This window comes from Variovorax ureilyticus (assembly GCF_037889935.1).
Taxonomy (GTDB): Bacteria; Pseudomonadota; Gammaproteobacteria; order Burkholderiales; family Burkholderiaceae_C; genus Variovorax; species Variovorax ureilyticus.
Genome location: NZ_JBBKZU010000005.1, coordinates 75,166 through 94,991, shown reverse-complemented (window position 1 = coordinate 94,991; position 19,826 = coordinate 75,166). Strand labels below are relative to the sequence as shown.

The following is a 19,826-nucleotide window of genomic DNA, read 5'->3' as shown; positions in this document are numbered from 1 at the left end:
TGAAAGGGCCGCCATGAGCACCGTGACCGCTGCACCCCATCACGCCACTGCGGGCAGCGCCGCCCTCGAAGGGCTGCGCGGCCTGGTCGCCGACTGGTCGTCCGATCGTCGCGCCTTCCACGTCTCGTGGGGCAAGGCGATGATGTGGATCTTCCTCCTGAGCGACACCTTCATCTTCAGCTGCTTCCTCATCGGCTACATGACGGTGCGCGTGTCGACCACCGCGAACTGGCCGAATCCGAGCGAGGTGTTCGGGCTGAATGTGGGCGGCGCGGACGTGCCGCTCCTGCTGATCGCGATCATGACCTTCGTCCTCATCAGCAGCAGCGGCACGATGGCGATGGCGGTCAACTGCGCCTATCGCCGCGACAAGATCAACGCGGCCACGCTGATGATCGTCACCGCCACCTGCGGCGAAATCTTCGTCGGCATGCAGGCCTTCGAGTGGTCCAAGCTCATCCTCCACGAAGGCGTACGGCCCTGGGCCAACCCGATGGGCGCGGCGCAGTTCGGCTCGGCCTTCTTCATGATCACCGGCTTCCACGGGCTGCATGTTTCGGCGGGCGTGGTCTACCTTCTCACGGTGGCGTTCAAGCTGGTGCGCGGCGACTACGACAGGAGCGGCAACTATCAGATCGTCGAGATCGCGGGCCTGTACTGGCACTTCGTGGACCTGGTGTGGGTGTTCATCTTCGCGCTGTTCTATCTCTGGTGAGGTCGACCATGAATCCATCCGGCACATCCAGCGGCACCGGCCAGCAACATCCGATCAGCCTCTATCTCAAGATCTGGGGGCTGCTCTTCGTGCTCAGCACGATGTCGTACCTGGTCGACTACTTCCACTTCCAGGGGCTGCTGCGCTGGTCGCTGATCGTCCTCTTCATGCTGCTGAAGGCGGGGCTGATCGTCTCGGTCTTCATGCACATGGCGTGGGAGCGGTTGTCGCTGGTCTACGCGATCCTGGTGCCGCCCCTGGCGCTGCTGGTGCTCGTCGGGCTCATGTTCGCGGAGGCCGGCCACACCTTCCTGACGCGGCTGCTGTTCTTCAAGTAGCCGGCTACGGCTTGGCGGCGGTCGCGTCGACGAAGCGCGCCGCCTCGTCGTCGCTGATCGGCGTCAGCGGCAGGCCGAAGGCCTCGCGAAGGCGCGCGAGGATCGATTGCGCCCAGAGCACGTTCCAGCCGAAGCCGGGATGGTCGTCGACGAGCATGGTGTTGGAGGGCGCGTCGCCCATCGTGTGGGTCACGGTCAGGTGGCCGAGGCGGACGGACTTGAAGTCCGGCTCGCCATGGGGGCCGCGGATGCCCCAGCGTTCCACGGCCCAGGCGTTGGCGTCGAAGAAGGCGATCCGTTGCGGATCGGCCTCGGCGATCCTGCGTAAGGCGGCGTTCGCACCGGCGAGTGCCCGGCGGATGTTGGACGGCGAGGTGGCGTCGCGGTACTTGTCTTGCAGGGCCGGGTCATCGCCCTGGTTGGTGATGCCGGCGAGCAGGATGCGCACCGAGGGGTGCGAGGCATGAATCGCCTCGATGGCGCGGCCGATCTGCTGCGTGCAGTAGTCGATCACGCGGTGCAGTTCGGGCGCTTCGGGCTCGCGCGCCATCAGGTCCAGGTAGGGATTCCAGTCGTTCGCGCCGATGTAGATCACGACCACGCCGTTCTGCCACCGCTCGGGCTGCTGCTTCATCAACGAAAGCAGGCGCGGCACCTGCGGGTAGCGGAAGCCGAGCCCGTCGCCCATGAGGTTCTTGCAGGCGCCGCCGGAGTTCGCGAAGTTGTAGAGGTAGTCCTCCTTGATCGGCGTGCGCGACGGCAGCAGTCCCACCTTGTCGCGCACCCAGGCCGACCACCACGGGCGTCCCCAGTGCACCCAGGGGCCGAAGTCGAGTTCGTTGCCGCGCATCCGGGCGAGCACCTCGGTCCACTGGAAGGTCTGATCGCGCAGCGCGCCCCCGCGCTCGTGGCTTCCCAGCGGAAAGGCCACGCGGTCCTGGTACGAGTGGCTGTTGGAATCGCCGAGCACCGCGATCGGGATCGTTCCAGGCCGGACCGCGGGCTTCGTCGCGCCGGGCGGAGCGCCGTCGGACCATGCGAGGGCTGTTGCGAAGGCCGCGACCACAACCGCCGCGGCGGCACAGACCAGAAGGAAGCTGAAAAGGCGTGGGCTCATGCTCGCGGATTCTGACGGAATGAGCCATGCGATGCCGCCACCCGGCTCCCGGGGTCGACCGCGCGCCGGGATCGAGCCTTCAGCGGTGCACGACGTAGCGCGTCACGACCGGCAGCGATTCGCCCTGATGGAACGTCAGCCGGCGTTCGCGCAGCGCCATGTCCGCCGCCGTGGCGCGATGGAAGCGCCGCAGGTGCTCGGTCCACGACTCGTCGGTGATCTGCTCGACATAGCGGTTCGGTTCGGCGATGTCGTGCAGCAGATCCCAGGCGATCGCGCCCTGGCTCAGCCGTGCGCGGCGCGTCTCGTGCATCACCAGCCGGAAGGCGGCGGCGCGGGCGGGGTCGATCAGGTATTCGACGGTGATCACGACCCGGCCTTCCTCCTCGGGCGGGCTCTTGGGCGGGCCCGCGGCCCAGCCTTGAGTCGCGGGGCTGGTGTCGTCTTCCTCGCCCATGCCGTCGGTGACCCACCGCAGCGCCGCCAGCATCGCCAGGGTGCCGCTCACCGCCGCGATGCCCAGGCTGACATAAAGAGACGTCATCTCCGCGACCTGTCCCCAGAACGCCGCCCCCAGCGCGCTCGCGCCCATGATCGCCATCTGGTACATCGACATGCCGCGCGCGCGGACCCAGTCGGGCAGCGCGAGCTGGGCCGAGACCGAGAGCGAATTCGCGACGGTGATCCAGGCCATGCCGCCGAAGAACATCGCCGGCACGGCGACCCAGGCGTTGGGCGCGGCCGCCATCACCGCGGTCGACGCGGACTGCAGCATCGTTCCGCGAATCACGAGCTGGTCGCGCACCATCGCCTGGCGCAGCCGGGGCAGGAACAGCACCGCCACGATGGCGCCCGAGCCCATGGCCGCGAGCAGCAGCGTGAAGGTGCCTGCGCCGCCGCCCTGCAGATTGCGCGCCAGGAGCGGCAGCAGCGCGAGCAAGGCCGTGGAATGCAGGAAGAAGATCGCCACCCGCGTGAGCACCGCGCGCATGCGTTGCGACTGGCGCACGAACTGCACGCCCACGCGCATCGCGCTGATCAGCTTCTCGCGCCCGAGCGGATTGGGCGTGTGCTCGCGCCGCCAGTGCATCACCACGAAACCCGACGCGACGCACATCACCGCGTTGAGCCCGAACACCCAGACCGTGCCCGCGCTCGCGATCAGCGTGCCCGCCAGCAGCGGCCCGATGATGCGCGACGCATTCATCGCGATGCCGTTCAGGCCCAGCGCTGCCGGCAGGTGCGTGCGCGGCACCAGCTCGGGCACGATCGCCGAGAACACCGGCCAACGCATCGCCAGACCGATGCCGTTGGCAAAAGTCAGCGCCAGCAGCAGCGGCGCGCTCATCGCGTCGAGCACCACCGTGGCGCACAGCACGATGGCCGTGGCCGCCAGCCAGAACTGCGTGGCAACGAGCCAGCGCCGCCGGTCGAGGATGTCGGCCAGCGCGCCGCTCGGCAGGCCGAGCAGGAACACCGGCAGGGTCGACGCCGACTGCACCAGCGCCACCCACATGGGCGAAGTCGTGAGCGAGGTCATCATCCACGCCGCCGCCACGTCGTTCATCCACATGCAGATGTTGGCGATGAGCCAGGTGCTCCACAGCATGCGGAACACGGGGAGCTTGAGCGGTTCGAGAGGGCCGACGCGAGCCGTGAGGCTCGGGCGCAGCGTGACGGGGGTCTCTTCGGGCGTGATCGGTGGCATGTCTTTCGTCTTGGTCAACCCGCGCCCGCTCCAGGTGGTCTCAGCCGCGGTCGCTGCGCGCGAGCCGGTGTTCGAGCCGGCGCAGCATCGTCGTGAGCGCCAGCGTCATCAGCCAGTAGATCACGGAGATGGCGAGGTACGGCTCCCAGTAGCGGCTATAGGCGCCGGCCACGGTGCGGGCCGCATACGCCAGTTCGGCCAAGCCGATTGCCGACACCAGCGAGGTGTCCTTGAGCAGTGCGATCGCATTGTTGCCCAGCGGCGGCAGCATGCGGCGGAATGCCTGTGGCAGCACCACATAGCGCATCACCTGCGCATGGGTGAAGCCGAGCGACCGGCCGGCATCGACCTGTCCCCGCGAGATCGACTGGATGCCGGCGCGAAATACCTCGGAGATATAAGCGGCCGAGTTCAGGGTGAGCGCCACGATGCCCGAGATCAGCGCGCCGTGTTCCTGCTTCAGCTCGCGCGCCAGATCGCCGGTCACGATCAGGCCCGAGGTCGGATGAATGAACAGGGGCATCACCGCGAAATGGATCAGCAGGATCTGCACGAACAGCGGCGTGCCGCGAAAGAAGCTCACATAGACCGTCGACGGCCAGCGCAGGAAGAAGCGCGCCATCCAGCTCCAGGGCGCGTGCGTGGGCCGGGCCAGGCGCGCCAGCGCGAGGCACAGGCCCCAGGTCGCGCCCAGCAGCACGCAGACCACCGTCATGCGCAGCGTCATCCAGGCGCCTTCGATGAACAGGCTTTTGTATTCGAGCAGGATGTCGACCCGAAACCAGCCAAACCAGACGATGGGCTCCATCGAACTTCCCCTCCTCAGCGGTCAACGAGAAACGGCCGCGGTGAGCGGCCGTGTGTGATTTGTCGGTGCGGAAAGCCGGCTACCTGGCGCCCGGGTCCTTGTCGAACCACTTCTTGTAGATCGTCGCGTAGGTGCCGTCGGCGCGGATCGCCGCCAGGCCGGCCGCGAGCTTGTCCTGGAGGGCCTTGTCGCCCTTCTTCACGACGATGCCGAATGCCTCTTCCGGGAACGACTTGTCGTCCACTGTCTTGAGCTCGGGGTTCTGCGCCACACGATAGGCGATCACGCCGTTGTCGCCCACCGCGGCATCGACGCCGCCCCCGGCCAGTTCGGAAATGATCAGCGGCGTGCTCTCGAAGCGGCGCAGGTTCGGGTTGGTCTTGCCGAACTCGCGGGAGACCACGTCGTCGGCGGTCGACGCGTTGACCACCGCGATCTTCTTGCCGGCGAGGTCCTTCAGCGACGTGACGCTGCTGCTCTTGGGCACCGCGATCAGCTGCTTCGCGGCGAAATAGGGCGGGGAGAAATCGTAGCTCTGCTTGCGCTTCTCGTTGATCGTGACACCCGAGATGATCAGGTCGACGTCGCCGTTGTTGAGCGCGGCGAAGATGCCGCTCCAGGGCGTGTTCACCAGCTTGATCTTGAAGCCCTGCTGCTTCGCGATGGCGTTGATGATGTCGATGTCGAAGCCGACGATCTGCTTGTCCTTGTTCTCGAAGGCGAAGGGCGCATAGGTGGCGCTGGAAGCCACGGTGAGTTCGCGGCTCTGCGCGTGGGCGCCGAGCGTCAGCGAGGCACCCAGCAGACCGAGCGAAAGCAGGAGGGTGCGGCGGAATCGATTCATCGGGTGCCTTTTGTCGGGATGGTGGGGCGAGATTCTAGGGCGCGCGCGAAGGGGTTTTCGGGGCCAGATGCCCCAGCGGCAGCGCATGGCTCGCCTTGACCTCGCCGAGCGAGAAGCTGGTGTGGATGTCCTTCACGTTCGGCAGATTCAGCAGGTGCTGGAGTGCGAAGCGCGAGAAGCTGTCGAGGTCCTGCGCCACCACCTGGAGCTCGAAGGTGCCGGTGCCGCTGATGTAGTGACAGGCGATCACTTCCGGCAGCTTGCGGATCGCATCCTCGAGCCTGCGCGTGAGATCGCCGGTGGTGCGTTCGGTGTCCACCCGCACAAAAGCGAGCACGCCAAGCCCGATCTTGTGCCGGTCGATCTCGGCGTGGTAGCCCTTGATGTAGCCGGCGTCCTCCAGTGCGCGCACCCGGCGCCAGCACGGGGCCGCCGAAAGCCCCACGCGCTGCGCAAGTTCGGCATTGGTCAGCCGCCCGTCGGCTTGCAGTTCTTGCAGGATCGCGAGGTCAAACTTATCGATGCTTTCCATATTCCGCCATTATAAGAAAGAATCTTTCTGAAAGCTGGCCTATGCGGGCAAAGAAAGCAAACACCTGTCAGGGCAGCAGGCATACACTTTGCGACACGATGGCCGAGGGCTTTCCGATCTGGAGATCCCGCAAGCCACGCCCACAAGGCAAAGCCCACTGGAGACAGACACGATGAACGCCCCACTGCCCGAGCACATCCGCAAGGCCCTCGAAACCGTCACGCTCGACGACAAGTACTCACTGGACTACGGCCGCGCCTTCATGAGCGGCGTCCAGGCGCTCGTCAAGCTGCCGATGCTGCAGCGGCTGCGGGACCAGCAGCAGGGCAAGAACACCGCCGGCTTCGTCAGCGGCTACCGCGGCTCCCCGCTTGGCGGCTACGACCAGGCGCTGTGGAAGGCCAGCAAGTACCTCAAGCAGCAGAACATCGTCTTCCAGCCGGGCGTGAACGAAGAACTCGCCGCCACCGCGCTTTGGGGCACGCAGCAGCTCGGATTCGCGCCGCCGGGCACCAACAGGTTCGATGGCGTCTTCGGCATCTGGTACGGCAAGGGCCCTGGCGTGGACCGCTGCTCCGACGTCTTCAAGCACGCCAACATGGCCGGCACTACCCCGTGGGGCGGCGTGATCGCCGTGGCGGGCGACGACCACATCTCCAAGAGCTCGACCGCCGCGCACCAGAGCGACCACATCTTCAAGGCCTGCGGCACGCCGGTGTTCTTCCCGGCCAACGTGCAGGAAATCCTCGACCTGGGCATCCACGCCTTCGCGATGAGCCGCTTCGCCGGGATCTGGTCGGGCATGAAGACCATCCAGGAGATCGTCGAGTCGAGCGCCACCGCGATGATCGACCCCGAGCGCGTCGAGATCGTGACCCCCACCGACTTCCAGATGCCGCCGGGCGGCCTGCACATCCGCTGGCCCGACCACGCGCTGGAGCAGGAAGCGCGCCTGATGCACTACAAGTGGTACGCGGCGCTCGCCTACATCCGCGCCAACCGGCTCAACCACAACGTCATCGAGGGGCCCAACGACCGCTTCGGCATCATGGCCAGCGGCAAGGCCTTCAATGACACGCGCCAGGCGTTGATCGACCTGGGCCTCGACGACGCGGCCTGCCGACAGCTCGGCATCCGCCTGCACAAGGTCGCCGTGGTGTGGCCGCTGGAGGCGCAGCTCACCCGCGCCTTCGCCACCGGCCTGCAGGAAATCCTCGTGGTCGAGGAAAAGCGGCAGGTCATCGAGTACCAGCTCAAGGAAGAGCTCTACAACTGGCGCGGCGACGTGCGCCCGAACGTCGTCGGCAAGTTCGACGAAGGCGAGGTGTACGAGGCCGAGGGTTATTCGGGCGGCGAATGGTCGATGCCCAACCCGACATCGCACACGCTGCTGCGCGCCAATGCCGACCTGAATCCGGCGCTGATCGCCAAGGCGATTGCGCAGCGGCTCAAGAAGACCGGCATCCTCGCGGCGGCCGGCGCCGACATGGCCGCGCGCATCGATGCGCAGCTCGCCATCCTGGAAGCCAAGGAACGCGCGATGGCCGGCCCGCAGATCGTCAGCGCGGCGGATGCGACCCGCCAGCCGTGGTTCTGCTCGGGATGCCCGCACAACACCAGCACCGTGGTGCCGGAAGGCTCGCGCGCGATGGCCGGCATCGGCTGCCACTTCATGGCGACGTGGATGGACCGCTCGACCATCGGCTTCACGCAGATGGGCGGCGAGGGCGTGCCATGGGTCGGCCAGCAGCCGTTCACCAACGAGCAGCACATCTTCGCGAACCTCGGCGACGGCACGTATTTCCACAGCGGCCTGCTCGCGATCCGCCAGAGCATCGCGGCCGGCGTGAACATCACCTACAAGATCCTCTACAACGACGCGGTCGCGATGACCGGCGGGCAGCAAGTCGGCGAGCGGCCCGAGGGCCACTCGGTGCTGCAGATCGCCGAGAGCCTGCATGCCGAGGGCGCGGCGAAGGTGGTCGTCGTCACCGACGAGCCCGAGAAGTACGAAGGTGTGCACGTGCCGGGCGACAACGTCAAGGTGCGGCACCGCGACGAACTCGACCAGATCCAGCGCGAGTTCCGCGAGATCAAGGGCACGACGGCCATCATCTACGACCAGACCTGCGCGACTGAGAAGCGTCGCCGCCGCAAGCGCGGCACGGCGGTCGATCCGGCCCGGCGCGTGGTGATCAACGAGCTGGTCTGCGAAGGCTGCGGCGATTGCAGCGTGCAGAGCAACTGCCTGTCGGTCGAGCCCCTGGAGACCGAATTCGGCCGCAAGCGCACGATCAACCAGAGCACCTGCAACAAGGACATGAGCTGCCTGAAGGGCTTCTGCCCGAGCTTCGTGACCGTGGAAGGCGGCCAGCTCAAGAAAAAGGCCAAGGGCAAGAGCGCTGCGCCCGCCGAGTTGGGCGCGCTGGCCGACCCGGCGATTCCTTCGCTCGCGGGCGGCAATGTCTGGGGCGTGGTGGTGGCCGGCGTCGGCGGGACCGGCGTCATCACCATCGGCCAGCTGCTCGGCATGGCCGCGCACATCGAAGGCAAGGGCATCGTCACGCAGGACGCGGCCGGCCTCGCCCAGAAGGGCGGCGCGACCTGGAGCCACGTGCTCATCGGCGACACGCAGGACGACATCCGCACCACGCGCGTCGGGACCGCGGCGGCCGACCTGGTCCTGGCCTGCGACCCGCTGGTCAGCGTGAACGCCGAGACCATGGCGCGCATGCGCGAAGGACGCACGCACGTGGCGCTCAACAGCCACAGCAGCCCGACGGCAGCGTTCGTGCGCAACGCCAACTGGCAGAACCCGCAGGAAGCTTGTGCCGCCGAGATCGCGCGCGCTGTCGGCGCCGATGCGGTCGGCGCCTTCGATGCCGACGCGGCGGCGACCTCGCTGATGGGCGACAGCATCTACGTCAACCCGATGATCCTGGGCTATGCCTGGCAGAAAGGGTGGATCCCGCTCGAGCATGCGTCGCTGATGCGCGCGATCGAGCTCAATGCCGTGGCAGTCGAGAACAACAAGACGGCCTTCGAGTGGGGCCGGCAGGCCGCAGAGCGTCCGCAGGAGGTGCAGAAGCACGTCCAGCCCGGGCAGATCATCGAGTTCAAGAAGCGCGATTCCGTCGACACGCTGGTGGCGCGCCGCGTGGAGTTCCTGACCGGCTACCAGAACGCCGCCTATGCGGAGGAATACAAGGCCTTCGTCGCCCGGGTGCAGAAGGCCGAAGCGGCGTTGGGCAAGACCAGCTTCAGCGAAGCGGTGGCGCGCCACCTGTTCAAGCTGATGGCCTACAAGGACGAGTACGAGGTCGCGCGCCTTCAGAGCGATCCGGCCTTCCTCCAGCGGATCGAGGGCATGTTCGAGGGGCAGATGGGCAAGGACTTCAAGCTCAACTACCACCTCGCGCCGCCGCTCACCGCGAAGAAGAACGCCAAGGGCCAACTCCAGAAGCAGAAGTTCGGCCCCGCCATGCTGACCGGCTTCCGGCTGCTGGCGAAGCTCAAGGGGCTGCGTGGCACCGCGCTCGACGTCTTCGGCCGCACCGAGGAACGCAGGACCGAGCGCGCCCTGATCGGCGAATACCGCGCCGCCGTCGACGAGGTGCTCGCCGGGCTGAACGCCGGCAACCATGCCCTGGCGGTAGAGATCGCGAGCCTGCCCGAGCAGATCCGCGGCTACGGCCACGTGAAGGATCGCAACCTGGCGGCTGCGCGCGCCCGCTGGGCCGAGCTGATGGCCAAGTGGCGCCATCCGCAGCCCGCCCGGGCGGCAGCCTGACGGCCCCCGGGGGCTCTTCTCTCGGCTGACCTCAAAGCCCTGATCGCCCCGGCGGGTTGCCCCTGCCGGGGCGCTTTCCGCCGAATACAATGCCTGATGGTGCGCGGCCAGGCGCCGCGCTGCGCGGCGTGTTCGCATCGCCGCGGACCGGCGGACCTCCCGTGTTGTGCGGGAGGCCGGCGCGCTTGTTTTCTTCCCTCTGCTGGAGATTCCCTTGTTCATTTCCTCTGCTTTCGCCCAGTCCGCGCCCGCCGCCGGCGGCGGTGACATGATGTCGTCGCTCGGCAGCATGCTTCCGCTGCTGCTGATGTTCGTGGTGCTGTACTTCGTCATGATCCGGCCGCAGATGAAGCGCCAGAAAGAAGCCCGCGCCATGATCGAGGCGCTGGCCAAGGGCGACGAAGTCGCCACCGCGGGCGGCGTGCTCGGCAAGATCACCCAGCTCGGCGAGCAGTACCTGACGATCGAGATCGCCAAGGGCGTCGAAGTCCAGATCCAGCGCAGCGCGGTCGTCCAGGTTCTCCCCAAGGGCGCGATCAAGTAATGCTCGCCCCCAGCCTCGCTCACTTCGTGTGCTCGGGCACCCCCTGCCGGGGGCAACACCGGCGGTCCGGCGAAGCCGGTTCCGCGGTGTTTCACTAACGGGCCCGGCTCCGCCGGCCGAAATCATGAATCGTTATCCGATTTGGAAGTACGCGATCATCGTGATCGTGCTGCTGGTGGGGCTGATCTACGCCCTGCCCAATTTCTTCGGCGAGGCGCCTGCGGTGCAGGTGTCGGCGGCCAAGTCGACGGTCAAGGTCGATGCCGGCACGCGCAACCGCGTCGAGGAAGCGCTCAAGACCGCCGGGCTGGCGCCTGATCTTCTGACGCTCGACGCCACCTCCGTGCGCGCACGCTTCACCAACACCGACGACCAGCTCAAGGCGCGCGACGTGCTGCAGCATGCGCTGGTCCCGGACCCGAGCGACCCGCCCTACGTGGTGGCGCTCAACCTGCTGTCGCGCTCGCCGTCCTGGCTGACCGCGCTGCACGCCTTCCCCATGTACCTGGGTCTCGACCTGCGCGGCGGCGTCGATTTCCTGCTGCAGGTCGACATGCAGGGCGCCATGGACAAGCGCGCCGAATCCTTCGCGGGTGACATCCGCACGGGGCTGCGCGACAAGGGCGTGCGCGGCACCTCGGTCACGCGCGTCGGCCAGACCGTCGAGGTGCGCTTCCGCGACACGGCCGGCCTGAACGCGGGCAAGGCGCTGCTCCAGGACCAGTTCCCGGACCTGGTTGCGGTCGAAAGCCAGGAAGGCGCCGACTACAAGCTCGCGCTGTCGATCAAGCCCGAGGCCGCACGCCGGCTGCAGGACGCGGCGCTCAAGCAGAACATCACCACGCTGCACAACCGGATCAACGAACTCGGCGTGGCCGAGCCGGTCATCCAGCAGCAGGGCCTGGACCGCATCGTGGTCCAGTTGCCGGGCGTGCAGGACACCGCGAAGGCCAAGGACATCCTGGGTCGCACCGCGACGCTCGAGATGCGCCTCGTCGACGAGAGCGCCGAGGGCCGCGCGGCCGAGCAGGGCACCGGCCCGGTGCCGTTCGGCTCCGAGAAGTTCATCGATCGCACCGGCCGTCCGGTGATCGTAAAGAAGCAGGTCCTCGTCACCGGCGAGAACCTCACCGATGCCCAGCCCGGCTTCGACTCGCAGACGCAGCAGCCCAAGGTCGACCTGACCATGGATGCCAAGGGCGGCCGCATCATGCGCGACGTCAGCCGCGAGAACATGCATCGGCGCATGGCGATCCTGATCTTCGAAAAGGGCCGCGGCGAGGTGCTCACCGCGCCGTCGATCAACGGCGAACTGGGCAACCGCTTCCAGATCTCCGGCGCCATGAACGTGGTCGAAGCCAACGACCTCGCGCTGCTGCTGCGTGCCGGCTCGCTGGCCGCGCCGATGGAAATCATCCAGGAACGGACCATCGGCCCGAGCCTCGGCGCCGACAACATCCAGAAGGGCTTCAACAGCGTCATGTACGGCTTCCTGGCCATCATGGTGTTCATGTGCGTTTACTACGCGCTGTTCGGCCTGTTCTCGTCGATCGCGCTGGCGGTCAACCTGCTGCTGCTGGTGGCGATCCTGTCGATGCTGCAGGCCACCCTGACCTTGCCGGGCATCGCGGCCATGGCGCTCGCCATCGGCGTGGCGATCGACTCGAACGTGCTGATCAACGAGCGCATCCGCGAGGAACTGCGGGGCGGTGCGTCGCCGCAGGCCGCGATCCACGCGGGTTACGACCGGGCCTGGAACACGATTCTGGACTCCAACGTGACCACCCTGATCGCCGGCATCGCGCTGCTGGCCTTCGGCTCCGGGCCGATCCGCGGCTTCGCGGTGGTGCATTGCATCGGCATCGTCACCTCGATGTTCTCGGCCGTGTTCTTCTCGCGCGGCCTCGTCAATCTCTGGTACGGCGGCAAGAAGAAGCTCAAGACCCTGTCGATCGGCACCGTGTGGAGGCCGGCCAACCAGGCCGCCGCCGACGCGAAGTAAGGGGCAGACCAAATGGAATTCTTCCGTATCCACAGAACCATCCCGTTCATGCGCCATGCGCTGGTGCTGAACGCGGTGTCGGTCGTCACCTTCCTGCTCGCGGTGTTCTTCCTGTTCCACCGCGGGCTTCACCTCTCGGTCGAATTCACCGGCGGTACGGTCATGGAAGTGGCCTACACGCAGCCGGTCGACATCGGAAAGGTGCGCGAGACCATCAGCAAGCTCGGCTACCAGGACGTGCTGGTGCAGAACTACGGCACCTCGCGCGACGTGCAGATCCGCCTCCCGGTGCAGAAGGGCCAGACCTCGGCCCAGCAAAGCGAGCAGGTGATGGGGGCGCTCAAGGCGGTCGAGCCGTCAGCCACCTTGCGCGGCACCGAGTTCGTCGGCCCGCAGGTCGGGGAGGAACTCACCACCAACGGCCTCAAGGCGCTCGGGATGGTGGTGGTGGGCATCATGATCTACCTCGCCTTCCGGTTCGAATGGAAGTTCGCTCTCGCGACCGTGCTGGCCAACCTGCACGACGTGGTGATCATCCTGGGCTTCTTCGCCTTCTTCCAGTGGGAGTTCTCGCTGGCGGTGCTCGCGGCCGTGCTGGCGGTGCTGGGCTATTCGGTGAACGAGTCGGTGGTGATCTTCGACCGCGTGCGCGAGAACTTCCGCCGCTATCGAAAGATGTCCACGCGCGAGGTCATCGACAACGCGATCACCTCGACCATCAGCCGGACCATCATCACCCACGGCTCGACCCAGCTGGTCGTGCTGTCGATGTTCTTCTTCGGCGGCCCGACGCTGCACTACTTTGCGCTGGCGCTGACCATCGGCATTCTTTTCGGCATCTACTCCTCGGCCTTCGTGGCCGCGGCGATCGCCATGTGGCTCGGGGTCAAGCGCGAGGATCTGGTCAAGGGGCCGGTCAAGCGCGAGGGCGATCCGGACGATCCGAACGCGGGCGCGACGGTCTGATCATGGAAGGCTGGCGCTGCGCAAACGGGGTGTTGGGGTTGCCGAGCATTGCCGGCCCTTGTGCGCTTGGCCTTCCCGATGCAAGCTCGTGATTGTCGAATCATCCAACTGACGTCCTGACTCACCCCTCCATGGCCACGCGGTCCAACGCTTCTTCCCTCCAGATTTCCCGCGAGACGCGCGAGCGTTTCGTCGCCGCCACCGAGGGGGTGATCGAGCCGGCGGCCCATGCGATCACCGAACGACTGGTGGCGTTGGCCTCGCAGACCGGCAACTCGCGCGACATGCAGGAGAACCGGGACGGCTTCCTGGCATTCCAGTCGCACGGGGCCGCGTGGGTCGCCCAGTCGCGCCAGGCGTGGCGCAAGGCGCTGGCCAGCAGTTCATCGGGCGGGTCGTCTTCCAATTCGCTGCGCCTGGAGCTGATCGGCGACGACGTGGTCGAGACGAACATCCTGTCGTCGCGGCTCGCGCAGACGATCCAGGACAAGGCGAGCTTCGAACTCAACGACCTGCGGCTGCGAATCCAGCATCTCGAAGGAACGAGCGAACTCGACGCCAAGGACGTCCTGAAGCCCGAGGCGTTCGCGAAGGTGCTGGTCGATCAGTGGCTTGCCAGCGGGCTGAGCCGGGAGCTCTGGACCAAGGTTCAGGATCAGATGCAGTTGCACATGGTCGACGGGATGGTGAAGGCCTACAAGGACGCCAACGCCTACCTGATCAGCAGGGAAGTGATGCCGGAGATCGACCTCAAGAGCTTCGTGCGCCGCACGGGGTCGGTCAATTCAGGTGCGGCGGGGCTCGGCGGCAGCTTCGCGGCTTCGCATGCGTCGGGAAGCGCGTCGATGGGCATGACGGCGCAAATGCCGCAGGGCGGGCGCGGCGGCTATGCCCTGCCTGCGGGCAGCTTCGCGCCGGCTGCGATCGGCGTCGGCATGGGGCGCGGCGGCGCGGCGGTGTCGTCTGCCGACGCGATGGGTGCCAACGGGGGCTCGCCGCTTCTCGTGGCGCGACAGCGCGCCCAGGGCGTCCTGCTCAACCTCAAGCGTTTCGTGACCGCGCGCATCGGCGGCGACATCACACAGCATCGACCGGCAGTCGGCGTCAGCGATGGGGCGGGCGGGCCGATGGGAATGGCGGGCGCGCCGGCCTTTGCCGCGGCGATCGCGGATGCCGAGGTCGCCTATCAGGCTGCCGCGTCGCAATATGTCGTGGGCGACGAGGCCACGGCCGTCCTCCAGGCAACCGTCGATCTTCGGCGGCGCAGCGCCGAGCTGAAGAAGCGGGCGCCGACCACGGCCGACAAGGCGACGGTGGAGATCGTGGCGCTGATGTTCCAGGCCATCCTCGCCGAGGAGCGCATCCCGTTCTCGGCGCGCGTCTGGTTCGCGCGCTTGCAGATGCCCGTGCTGCGCGTGGCGATCGCCGAGCCCGAGTTCTTCGGCACCCTGCAGCACCCGGCGCGCATGCTGATCGACCGCATGGGTTCCTGCGTGATGGGCTTCGATGCCGCGGCCATCTCGGGCAGTGCGCTCGAAGGCGAGATCCGCCGCGTCGTGCAGGTGATCGAGCAATATCCGGAAACCGGCCAGCGCGTGTTCAAGCTGGTGTTCGACGAGTTCGTCGCCTTCCTCAACAAGTACCTCACGCAGAGCGACACCGCCCAGAAGGTGATGAGCGTCGCGCAGCAGGTCGAGCAGAAGGAAACGATGGCGATCCAGTACACCATCGAGTTGCGCAAGATGCTCAACGACATGCCGGTGCGCGAGGAGATCCGCGAGTTCCTCTTCAAGGTATGGGCCGAGGTGCTGGCCATCGCCGCACTGCGCTACGGTCCGCAGGACGAGCAGACCGTCATGCTGAAGCGTTCCGCTTCGGACCTCGTCTGGGCCGCCAGCGCCAAGCCGAACCGCAACGACCGCACCCGCGTGATCCAGGACCTGCCCAAGCTGCTCCAGCGCCTGCGACAGGGGATGACGTTGCTGGGCATCGTCGGGGACGCGCAGGAACAGCACATCAAGACCATCGGCGCGACCTTGTCCGATGCGTTCATGTCGAAGACCGAGGCGATTCCGCAGGCCAAGATCGAGGCCATGGCGAAGCGTCTGGCCAACCTCGAGGATTTCGTGTCGGACGAAGGCACGATGGACGTGCCGCTCGACGCCGCCAGCATCGAACTCTTGCTCGGCGTGGATGCCTCCTCGATCGAAGTCGTGCCCGACACCGGCACCAAGGTCGGCGAAGACATGCTCGCCTGGGCGCATGAGCTTCAGGTGGGCAACTGGTTCATGCTCGACCACAACGACCGGGTCAGCCAGGTCCAGTTCGTGTGGCGCAGCGAGCGCAAGCAACTTCACCTGTTCGCATCCAGCGACGGACGCAGCTTCCTGATCCAGGTGGGCCGTCTGGCGTCCTACCTGCAGGCCGGCCTGCTCGTGCCCGCCGAGGAAGAAACCCTCACCGTTCGCGCCACCCGCGAAGCCCTGGCCAAGCTCGACGCCAATCCCGAGCGCCTGCTTAATTAGCTCGCCCCAAGGCTTGCTCGCCCCCAGGCTTGCTCACTGCGTGTAGCCGCCCACCCCCTACCGGGGGCGCAGTCAGCGGCCCGGCAAAGCCGGTTCCGCGACTGCTCGCGAAGGGGCGAGCGCTGCGCGCCGCCCAATACAGCGCCATGACGCGGTATTCAACGGCCGGCGAAGCCAGGCCCGTTGGTGAAACACCGCGGAACCGGCTTTGCCGGGCCGCTGGTGTTGCCCCCCGGTAGGGGGGGCCCGAGCACACGCAGTGAGCGAGGCTGGGGGGCGAGCCTAGTGCGCCACGCGCTCGGATGCGTCGTCGCAGAGCTCGTCCAGCACCAGCGCATCGGGCTCGACGCCGGTGGACCAGTGCACCATGAGCACGATGATCTTGAGCTCGTCGATCGTCAGGGGCTCGCCGGACGTCGCCATCGCGCGCTCGATCACGATCTCGCGCATGCCCGTTGGCAGCACGCCGGAGGATTCGAGGAAGCTGATGAAGCCCAGGCACTCGGCGCCGATGTGCTCCTGTTCCGCGTTCGAATAGACGCGGATCGAGTGCGGCGATTGGGGAATGACTTCGTCGCTCCGGCTGCGAATGCCGACCGTCGCGGTCGTCTCGTCGGCATGCCTTACGAGCTGGATGCCCTGCGTGGCGTGGCTCAGGCCGTCGAGCCAGTGCAATGCTTCGCGGATTTCATCCGCATCGAAGCCCTGTGCACTTAGCTTGCGGCCCAACTGTTCGGGTGCGGGACATGCATCGCCGCGCCAATAGTTTTCGTAGACAAAAACAAGCACTTCGAACATGGGTTCAATATAGCCCAGTCAAGGTGCCCTGCCGCGTCAGTTGCGTGAAGACGACGATGTTTTGTGAAGGACGGTTCAGCCTCGCACCACGCGCTGGAACAAGCCTCCCGGAAGCCGCGCCACATGGCCTTCCAGTTCGAGTTCGAGCAGCCGAGCCTGCAACTCGGCAGCGCCGTAGCCGGTGCGGGCTGACAGGGCATCAAGGCTCATCGGGTCGAAGCCGAGATCGGAGAGAAGCCCCCACTCGCCGGTCGAGCTTGTCGCGGTCTGATCGCCCTGCGCATCGGCGGAGACCGGGGCGTCGAAACGCAATTCTTCGAGAACGTCGCCCACCGATTCGACGAGCTTTGCGCCCTGGCGGATCAGGGCATGGCAGCCGCGCGATTGCGGCGAATGGATCGAACCGGGAATCGCGAACACCTCCCGGCCCTGTTCCGCCGCCAGTCGTGCGGTGATCAGCGAGCCCGAGCGAAGCGCAGCCTCGACGACCAGCGTGCCGCGGGTCAGGCCGGCAATGATCCGATTGCGCTTCGGGAAGTTCTGATTGAGCGGCGGCGTGCCGAGCGGGTATTCGCTCACGATCAGGCCGTGGGCCGCAATGCGATGCGCCAGATCGCGATGCCGTGCGGGGTACACGCGGTCGAGCCCGGTGCCGACGACGGCCACGGTGGCCAAGCGCCCGGAGCCGCCGACTGCCTCGAGCGCCCCGGTGTGCGCCGCGCCGTCGATGCCCAGCGCGAGGCCGGACACCACCGCGATATCCGCCTCCCCGAAAGCCCGTGCGAATGCGCGCGCGGTCTGTTCGCCCTGTGCGGTGGGATTGCGGCTGCCGACCATCCCGACGCTGCGGTCGAGCTGCGTCAGATCGAACGCCGGGGCGCCGAGCAGGTAGAGCATCAAGGGCGGGTCCGCCGTCTCGAGCAGCGAAGCGGGGTATCCCGCATCGCCCAGCGTCACGATGCGCCGGGTCGCGCCGCCGGCCTCGGTGCCTTGCAGCCAGTCATCGGTTCGCCGGAGCTGGTCCTGGAAATCGCGCGGCAGCGCCTGCAACGCATGCGCTTGCGCATCGGTCACGACCTGCCGGAGCGCATCCAGCGATTGCGCGAAAACCTGCGACGGCAGCCCGAACGCCGCCAGCAGCTTGCGTCCGGATGTGCTGCCGATGCCCGGCGTCAGCGCAAGTCGCAGCCAGCCTGCGAGGTCCTCGCGTTCCACTCGAAACCGATAACCGCCTCAGGGATTGACGAGCAGATCGCCAATGCGCGGGGTGTCGTTGATCTCCAGCACGAGCGCATAGGACACCTTCTCGAACGGACGGAACACCATCAGCAGGCCGATGCGCTCGTTCGGCAGCTTCAGCGTTTCCTTGCCGGCGCCGGTCTTGTCGACGATGGTTTCGCCATTCTTGAGGATCGCCAGCACGTGTCCGGACTCGATGCCGTCGCGCAGGCCCTTGTTGATCGCCACGACCTGGTTCTGCGCGGCGAACTGGACGGCGTTGCCGTAGACCGAGACGATGCGGCCCTCGATCGGCTGCTGCGGGGCGCGGGGCGCGTAGCTCAGGAGCTGGCGCGGCGGCTCGGGCAACAGGCGGTCGCCGGCCCGCATTTCCTCGCGTGCGGCAATGATGTCGATGGTGGCCGGCACGACGCTGACGACTTCCTTGCCCTCGACCATTTCGCTCATGGTCGATTCGCCGCGCTGCAACTGGGCCTTGCCGAGGTACTGGGCTTCATAGCCGAGGATCTCGCCGGTGCCCGGGTCCTTCAGCGGCGTGGCGTCGCGGAAGATGCGGAAGGTCTGGATCGGGCCGGCCGTCTCGATGAGCGGTGATTGGACGTTGCCGCGTGCGTAGGCACGATCGCCGCGCGACAGCAGCACACGGCTGTCGTTGCCCGCGACGATGCGCGGTGCGATGAGCAGGGTGTTGTCGTCCACCACGACCGGCTCGGCGAGGAACGGCTCGATCAGGCTCGGGTTGAGCGTCGGAAGGGCCATGCCGGAGAGCGATTCATAGCGCGTGCGCGGCGACAGCTTGATGGTGCCTTCGGCGCCGCCGGCGCCGCGCCGGGTGCTCAGGCGGGCGCGGCCGCCGGACTTGTCGAGATAGAGCACCTGGCCCGGATAGATGCGGTGCGGGTTCGAGATCTCGCTGATGTTCATGCCCCACAGCTCGGGCCAGCGCCACGGGCTGCGGAGATAGAGGCGGGAAATGGCCCAGAGCGTGTCGCCGGGCTTGACCGTGTATTCGTCCGGCGCATTGGGCGCCAGTTCGCTGATCGGAATGCCGGCCTGCGCCGTCTGCTGGGCGGTGGCGCGCTGTTGGGGGGTGACGGGGTAGTTTTGTGCGGATGCCGTCGTACCTGCAAGGCCCGCCATGGCAAAGACCGCCAACGTGGCGACGAAGCGGGGACGCAGATGTTCGTTGGTTGGGAATTTATTCATGGTTGATGGTGCACACACTGCGCCACGCAGAACGTACGAATCCTCACAATTTGCTACGAATTTTGCGCTGAAGCCCCAGATCGGGCAATGTAAATCCCGCCAGCCGCTCCGAGCCGTCGCGGAAATGGCGAAAATAGCGACAACTTTTCCTCGCTTTCATGTCAAAACGAACCATTTTGAGTTACCCGGACGCTCGCCTGCACACGGTGGCCAAACCGGTGCAGGGCGTCGATGCGCGCATCAAGACACTGGTTGCCGACATGCTCGAAACCATGTACGACGCCAACGGCATCGGGCTCGCCGCCACGCAGATCGACGTGCACGAGCGGCTGGTCGTGATCGACGTGTCCGAGGACCGCGACCAGCCCCTGGTGCTCATCAACCCGGAGATTGTCTGGGCGAGCAACGAAAAAGTCGTCAATGAAGAAGGCTGCCTGTCGGTGCCGGGCATCTACGACGGCGTGGAGCGCTCCACCGCGGTGCGCGTGACGGCGCTCGACGCGGAAGGCGAGCCACAGACCCACGAAGCCGAGGGCCTGCTCGCGGTCTGCATCCAGCACGAACTCGATCACCTGCTGGGCAAGGTCTTCGTCGAATACCTCTCGCCGCTGAAGCGCAACCGCATCAAGAGCAAGCTGCTCAAGCAGCAGCGCGAAGAACAGAAACTCGAACAGCGCGAAGGACGTCGTTGATC

At 66.7% G+C, this 19,826-nt stretch carries 16 protein-coding genes; 8 read left to right on the top strand and 8 right to left on the bottom strand.

Annotated features, from left to right (window positions below; genetic code table 11):
• Positions 1-13 precede the first annotated feature (13 nt).
• Together WKW77_RS12895 and WKW77_RS12890 are read left to right on the top strand one after the other, a co-directional pair.
• Positions 14-715 carry a heme-copper oxidase subunit III family protein gene (locus WKW77_RS12895; RefSeq protein ID WP_340357243.1) on the top strand — a complete coding sequence of 234 codons (702 nt, stop codon included), beginning with the start codon at positions 14-16 and terminating at the stop codon, positions 713-715.
• A gap of 8 nt (positions 716-723) precedes the next feature.
• Entirely contained in the window at positions 724-1,053 is a 330-nt protein-coding gene (locus WKW77_RS12890) for a cytochrome C oxidase subunit IV family protein (RefSeq protein ID WP_340357242.1), read from the top strand.
• 4 nt (positions 1,054-1,057) lie between these two features.
• Here WKW77_RS12890 and WKW77_RS12885 read toward each other — a convergent pair whose 3' ends face one another.
• From WKW77_RS12885 to WKW77_RS12865, 5 genes are all read right to left on the bottom strand, one after another.
• Positions 1,058-2,170: an SGNH/GDSL hydrolase family protein gene (locus WKW77_RS12885; protein WP_340357241.1), complete on the bottom strand. Its 1,113-nt coding sequence runs from the start codon at positions 2,168-2,170 to the stop codon at positions 1,058-1,060.
• Between the two features lie 79 nt (positions 2,171-2,249).
• A complete protein-coding gene (locus WKW77_RS12880) occupies positions 2,250-3,878 on the bottom strand; it encodes an MFS transporter (protein ID WP_340357566.1) in 1,629 nt (542 codons plus the stop codon).
• A gap of 40 nt (positions 3,879-3,918) precedes the next feature.
• Positions 3,919-4,686: an amino acid ABC transporter permease gene (locus WKW77_RS12875; protein ID WP_340357240.1), complete on the bottom strand. Its 768-nt coding sequence runs from the start codon at positions 4,684-4,686 to the stop codon at positions 3,919-3,921.
• 79 nt (positions 4,687-4,765) lie between these two features.
• Entirely contained in the window at positions 4,766-5,530 is a 765-nt protein-coding gene (locus tag WKW77_RS12870; protein ID WP_340357239.1) for a basic amino acid ABC transporter substrate-binding protein, read from the bottom strand.
• 34 nt (positions 5,531-5,564) lie between these two features.
• Positions 5,565-6,062, bottom strand: a complete 498-nt coding sequence (locus WKW77_RS12865; RefSeq protein WP_340357238.1) for an Lrp/AsnC family transcriptional regulator — start codon at positions 6,060-6,062, stop codon at positions 5,565-5,567.
• A gap of 172 nt (positions 6,063-6,234) precedes the next feature.
• Between WKW77_RS12865 and WKW77_RS12860 the strand changes: the two genes are divergently transcribed.
• The 5 genes from WKW77_RS12860 to WKW77_RS12840 all read left to right on the top strand — a co-directional run bounded on the left by WKW77_RS12860 (position 6,235) and on the right by WKW77_RS12840 (position 15,889).
• Positions 6,235-9,852, top strand: coding sequence for an indolepyruvate ferredoxin oxidoreductase family protein (locus WKW77_RS12860; protein ID WP_340357237.1), 3,618 nt, complete (start codon positions 6,235-6,237; stop codon positions 9,850-9,852).
• 214 nt (positions 9,853-10,066) lie between these two features.
• On the top strand, positions 10,067-10,396 hold the full coding sequence (gene yajC, locus WKW77_RS12855; protein WP_093165411.1) for a preprotein translocase subunit YajC: 330 nt from the start codon (positions 10,067-10,069) through the stop codon (positions 10,394-10,396).
• 124 nt (positions 10,397-10,520) lie between these two features.
• Positions 10,521-12,398, top strand: coding sequence for a protein translocase subunit SecD (gene secD / locus WKW77_RS12850; RefSeq protein WP_340357236.1), 1,878 nt, complete (start codon positions 10,521-10,523; stop codon positions 12,396-12,398).
• Between the two features lie 12 nt (positions 12,399-12,410).
• On the top strand, positions 12,411-13,364 hold the full coding sequence (secF, locus tag WKW77_RS12845; protein WP_340357235.1) for a protein translocase subunit SecF: 954 nt from the start codon (positions 12,411-12,413) through the stop codon (positions 13,362-13,364).
• 131 nt (positions 13,365-13,495) lie between these two features.
• On the top strand, positions 13,496-15,889 hold the full coding sequence (locus tag WKW77_RS12840; RefSeq protein WP_340357234.1) for a DUF1631 family protein: 2,394 nt from the start codon (positions 13,496-13,498) through the stop codon (positions 15,887-15,889).
• Positions 15,890-16,171: 282 nt separating this feature from the next.
• On the opposite strand, the gene WKW77_RS12835 is transcribed toward WKW77_RS12840, so the two are convergent.
• From WKW77_RS12835 to WKW77_RS12825, 3 genes are all read right to left on the bottom strand, one after another.
• A complete protein-coding gene (locus WKW77_RS12835) occupies positions 16,172-16,687 on the bottom strand; it encodes a Smg family protein (RefSeq protein WP_340357233.1) in 516 nt (171 codons plus the stop codon).
• Between the two features lie 75 nt (positions 16,688-16,762).
• Positions 16,763-17,902 (bottom strand): DNA-processing protein DprA, encoded by a 1,140-nt coding sequence (gene dprA, locus WKW77_RS12830; protein ID WP_340357232.1) that lies wholly within the window; start codon positions 17,900-17,902, stop codon positions 16,763-16,765.
• Positions 17,903-17,920: 18 nt separating this feature from the next.
• Positions 17,921-19,132, bottom strand: a complete 1,212-nt coding sequence (locus WKW77_RS12825; RefSeq protein ID WP_422823184.1) for a LysM peptidoglycan-binding domain-containing protein — start codon at positions 19,130-19,132, stop codon at positions 17,921-17,923.
• 158 nt (positions 19,133-19,290) lie between these two features.
• Here WKW77_RS12825 and def point away from each other — a divergent pair, with 158 nt between their 5' ends.
• The gene (def, locus tag WKW77_RS12820; protein WP_340357231.1) at positions 19,291-19,824 is read left to right on the top strand and encodes a peptide deformylase; all 534 of its coding nucleotides are present in this window, start codon (positions 19,291-19,293) and stop codon (positions 19,822-19,824) included.
• Positions 19,825-19,826 lie beyond the last annotated feature (2 nt).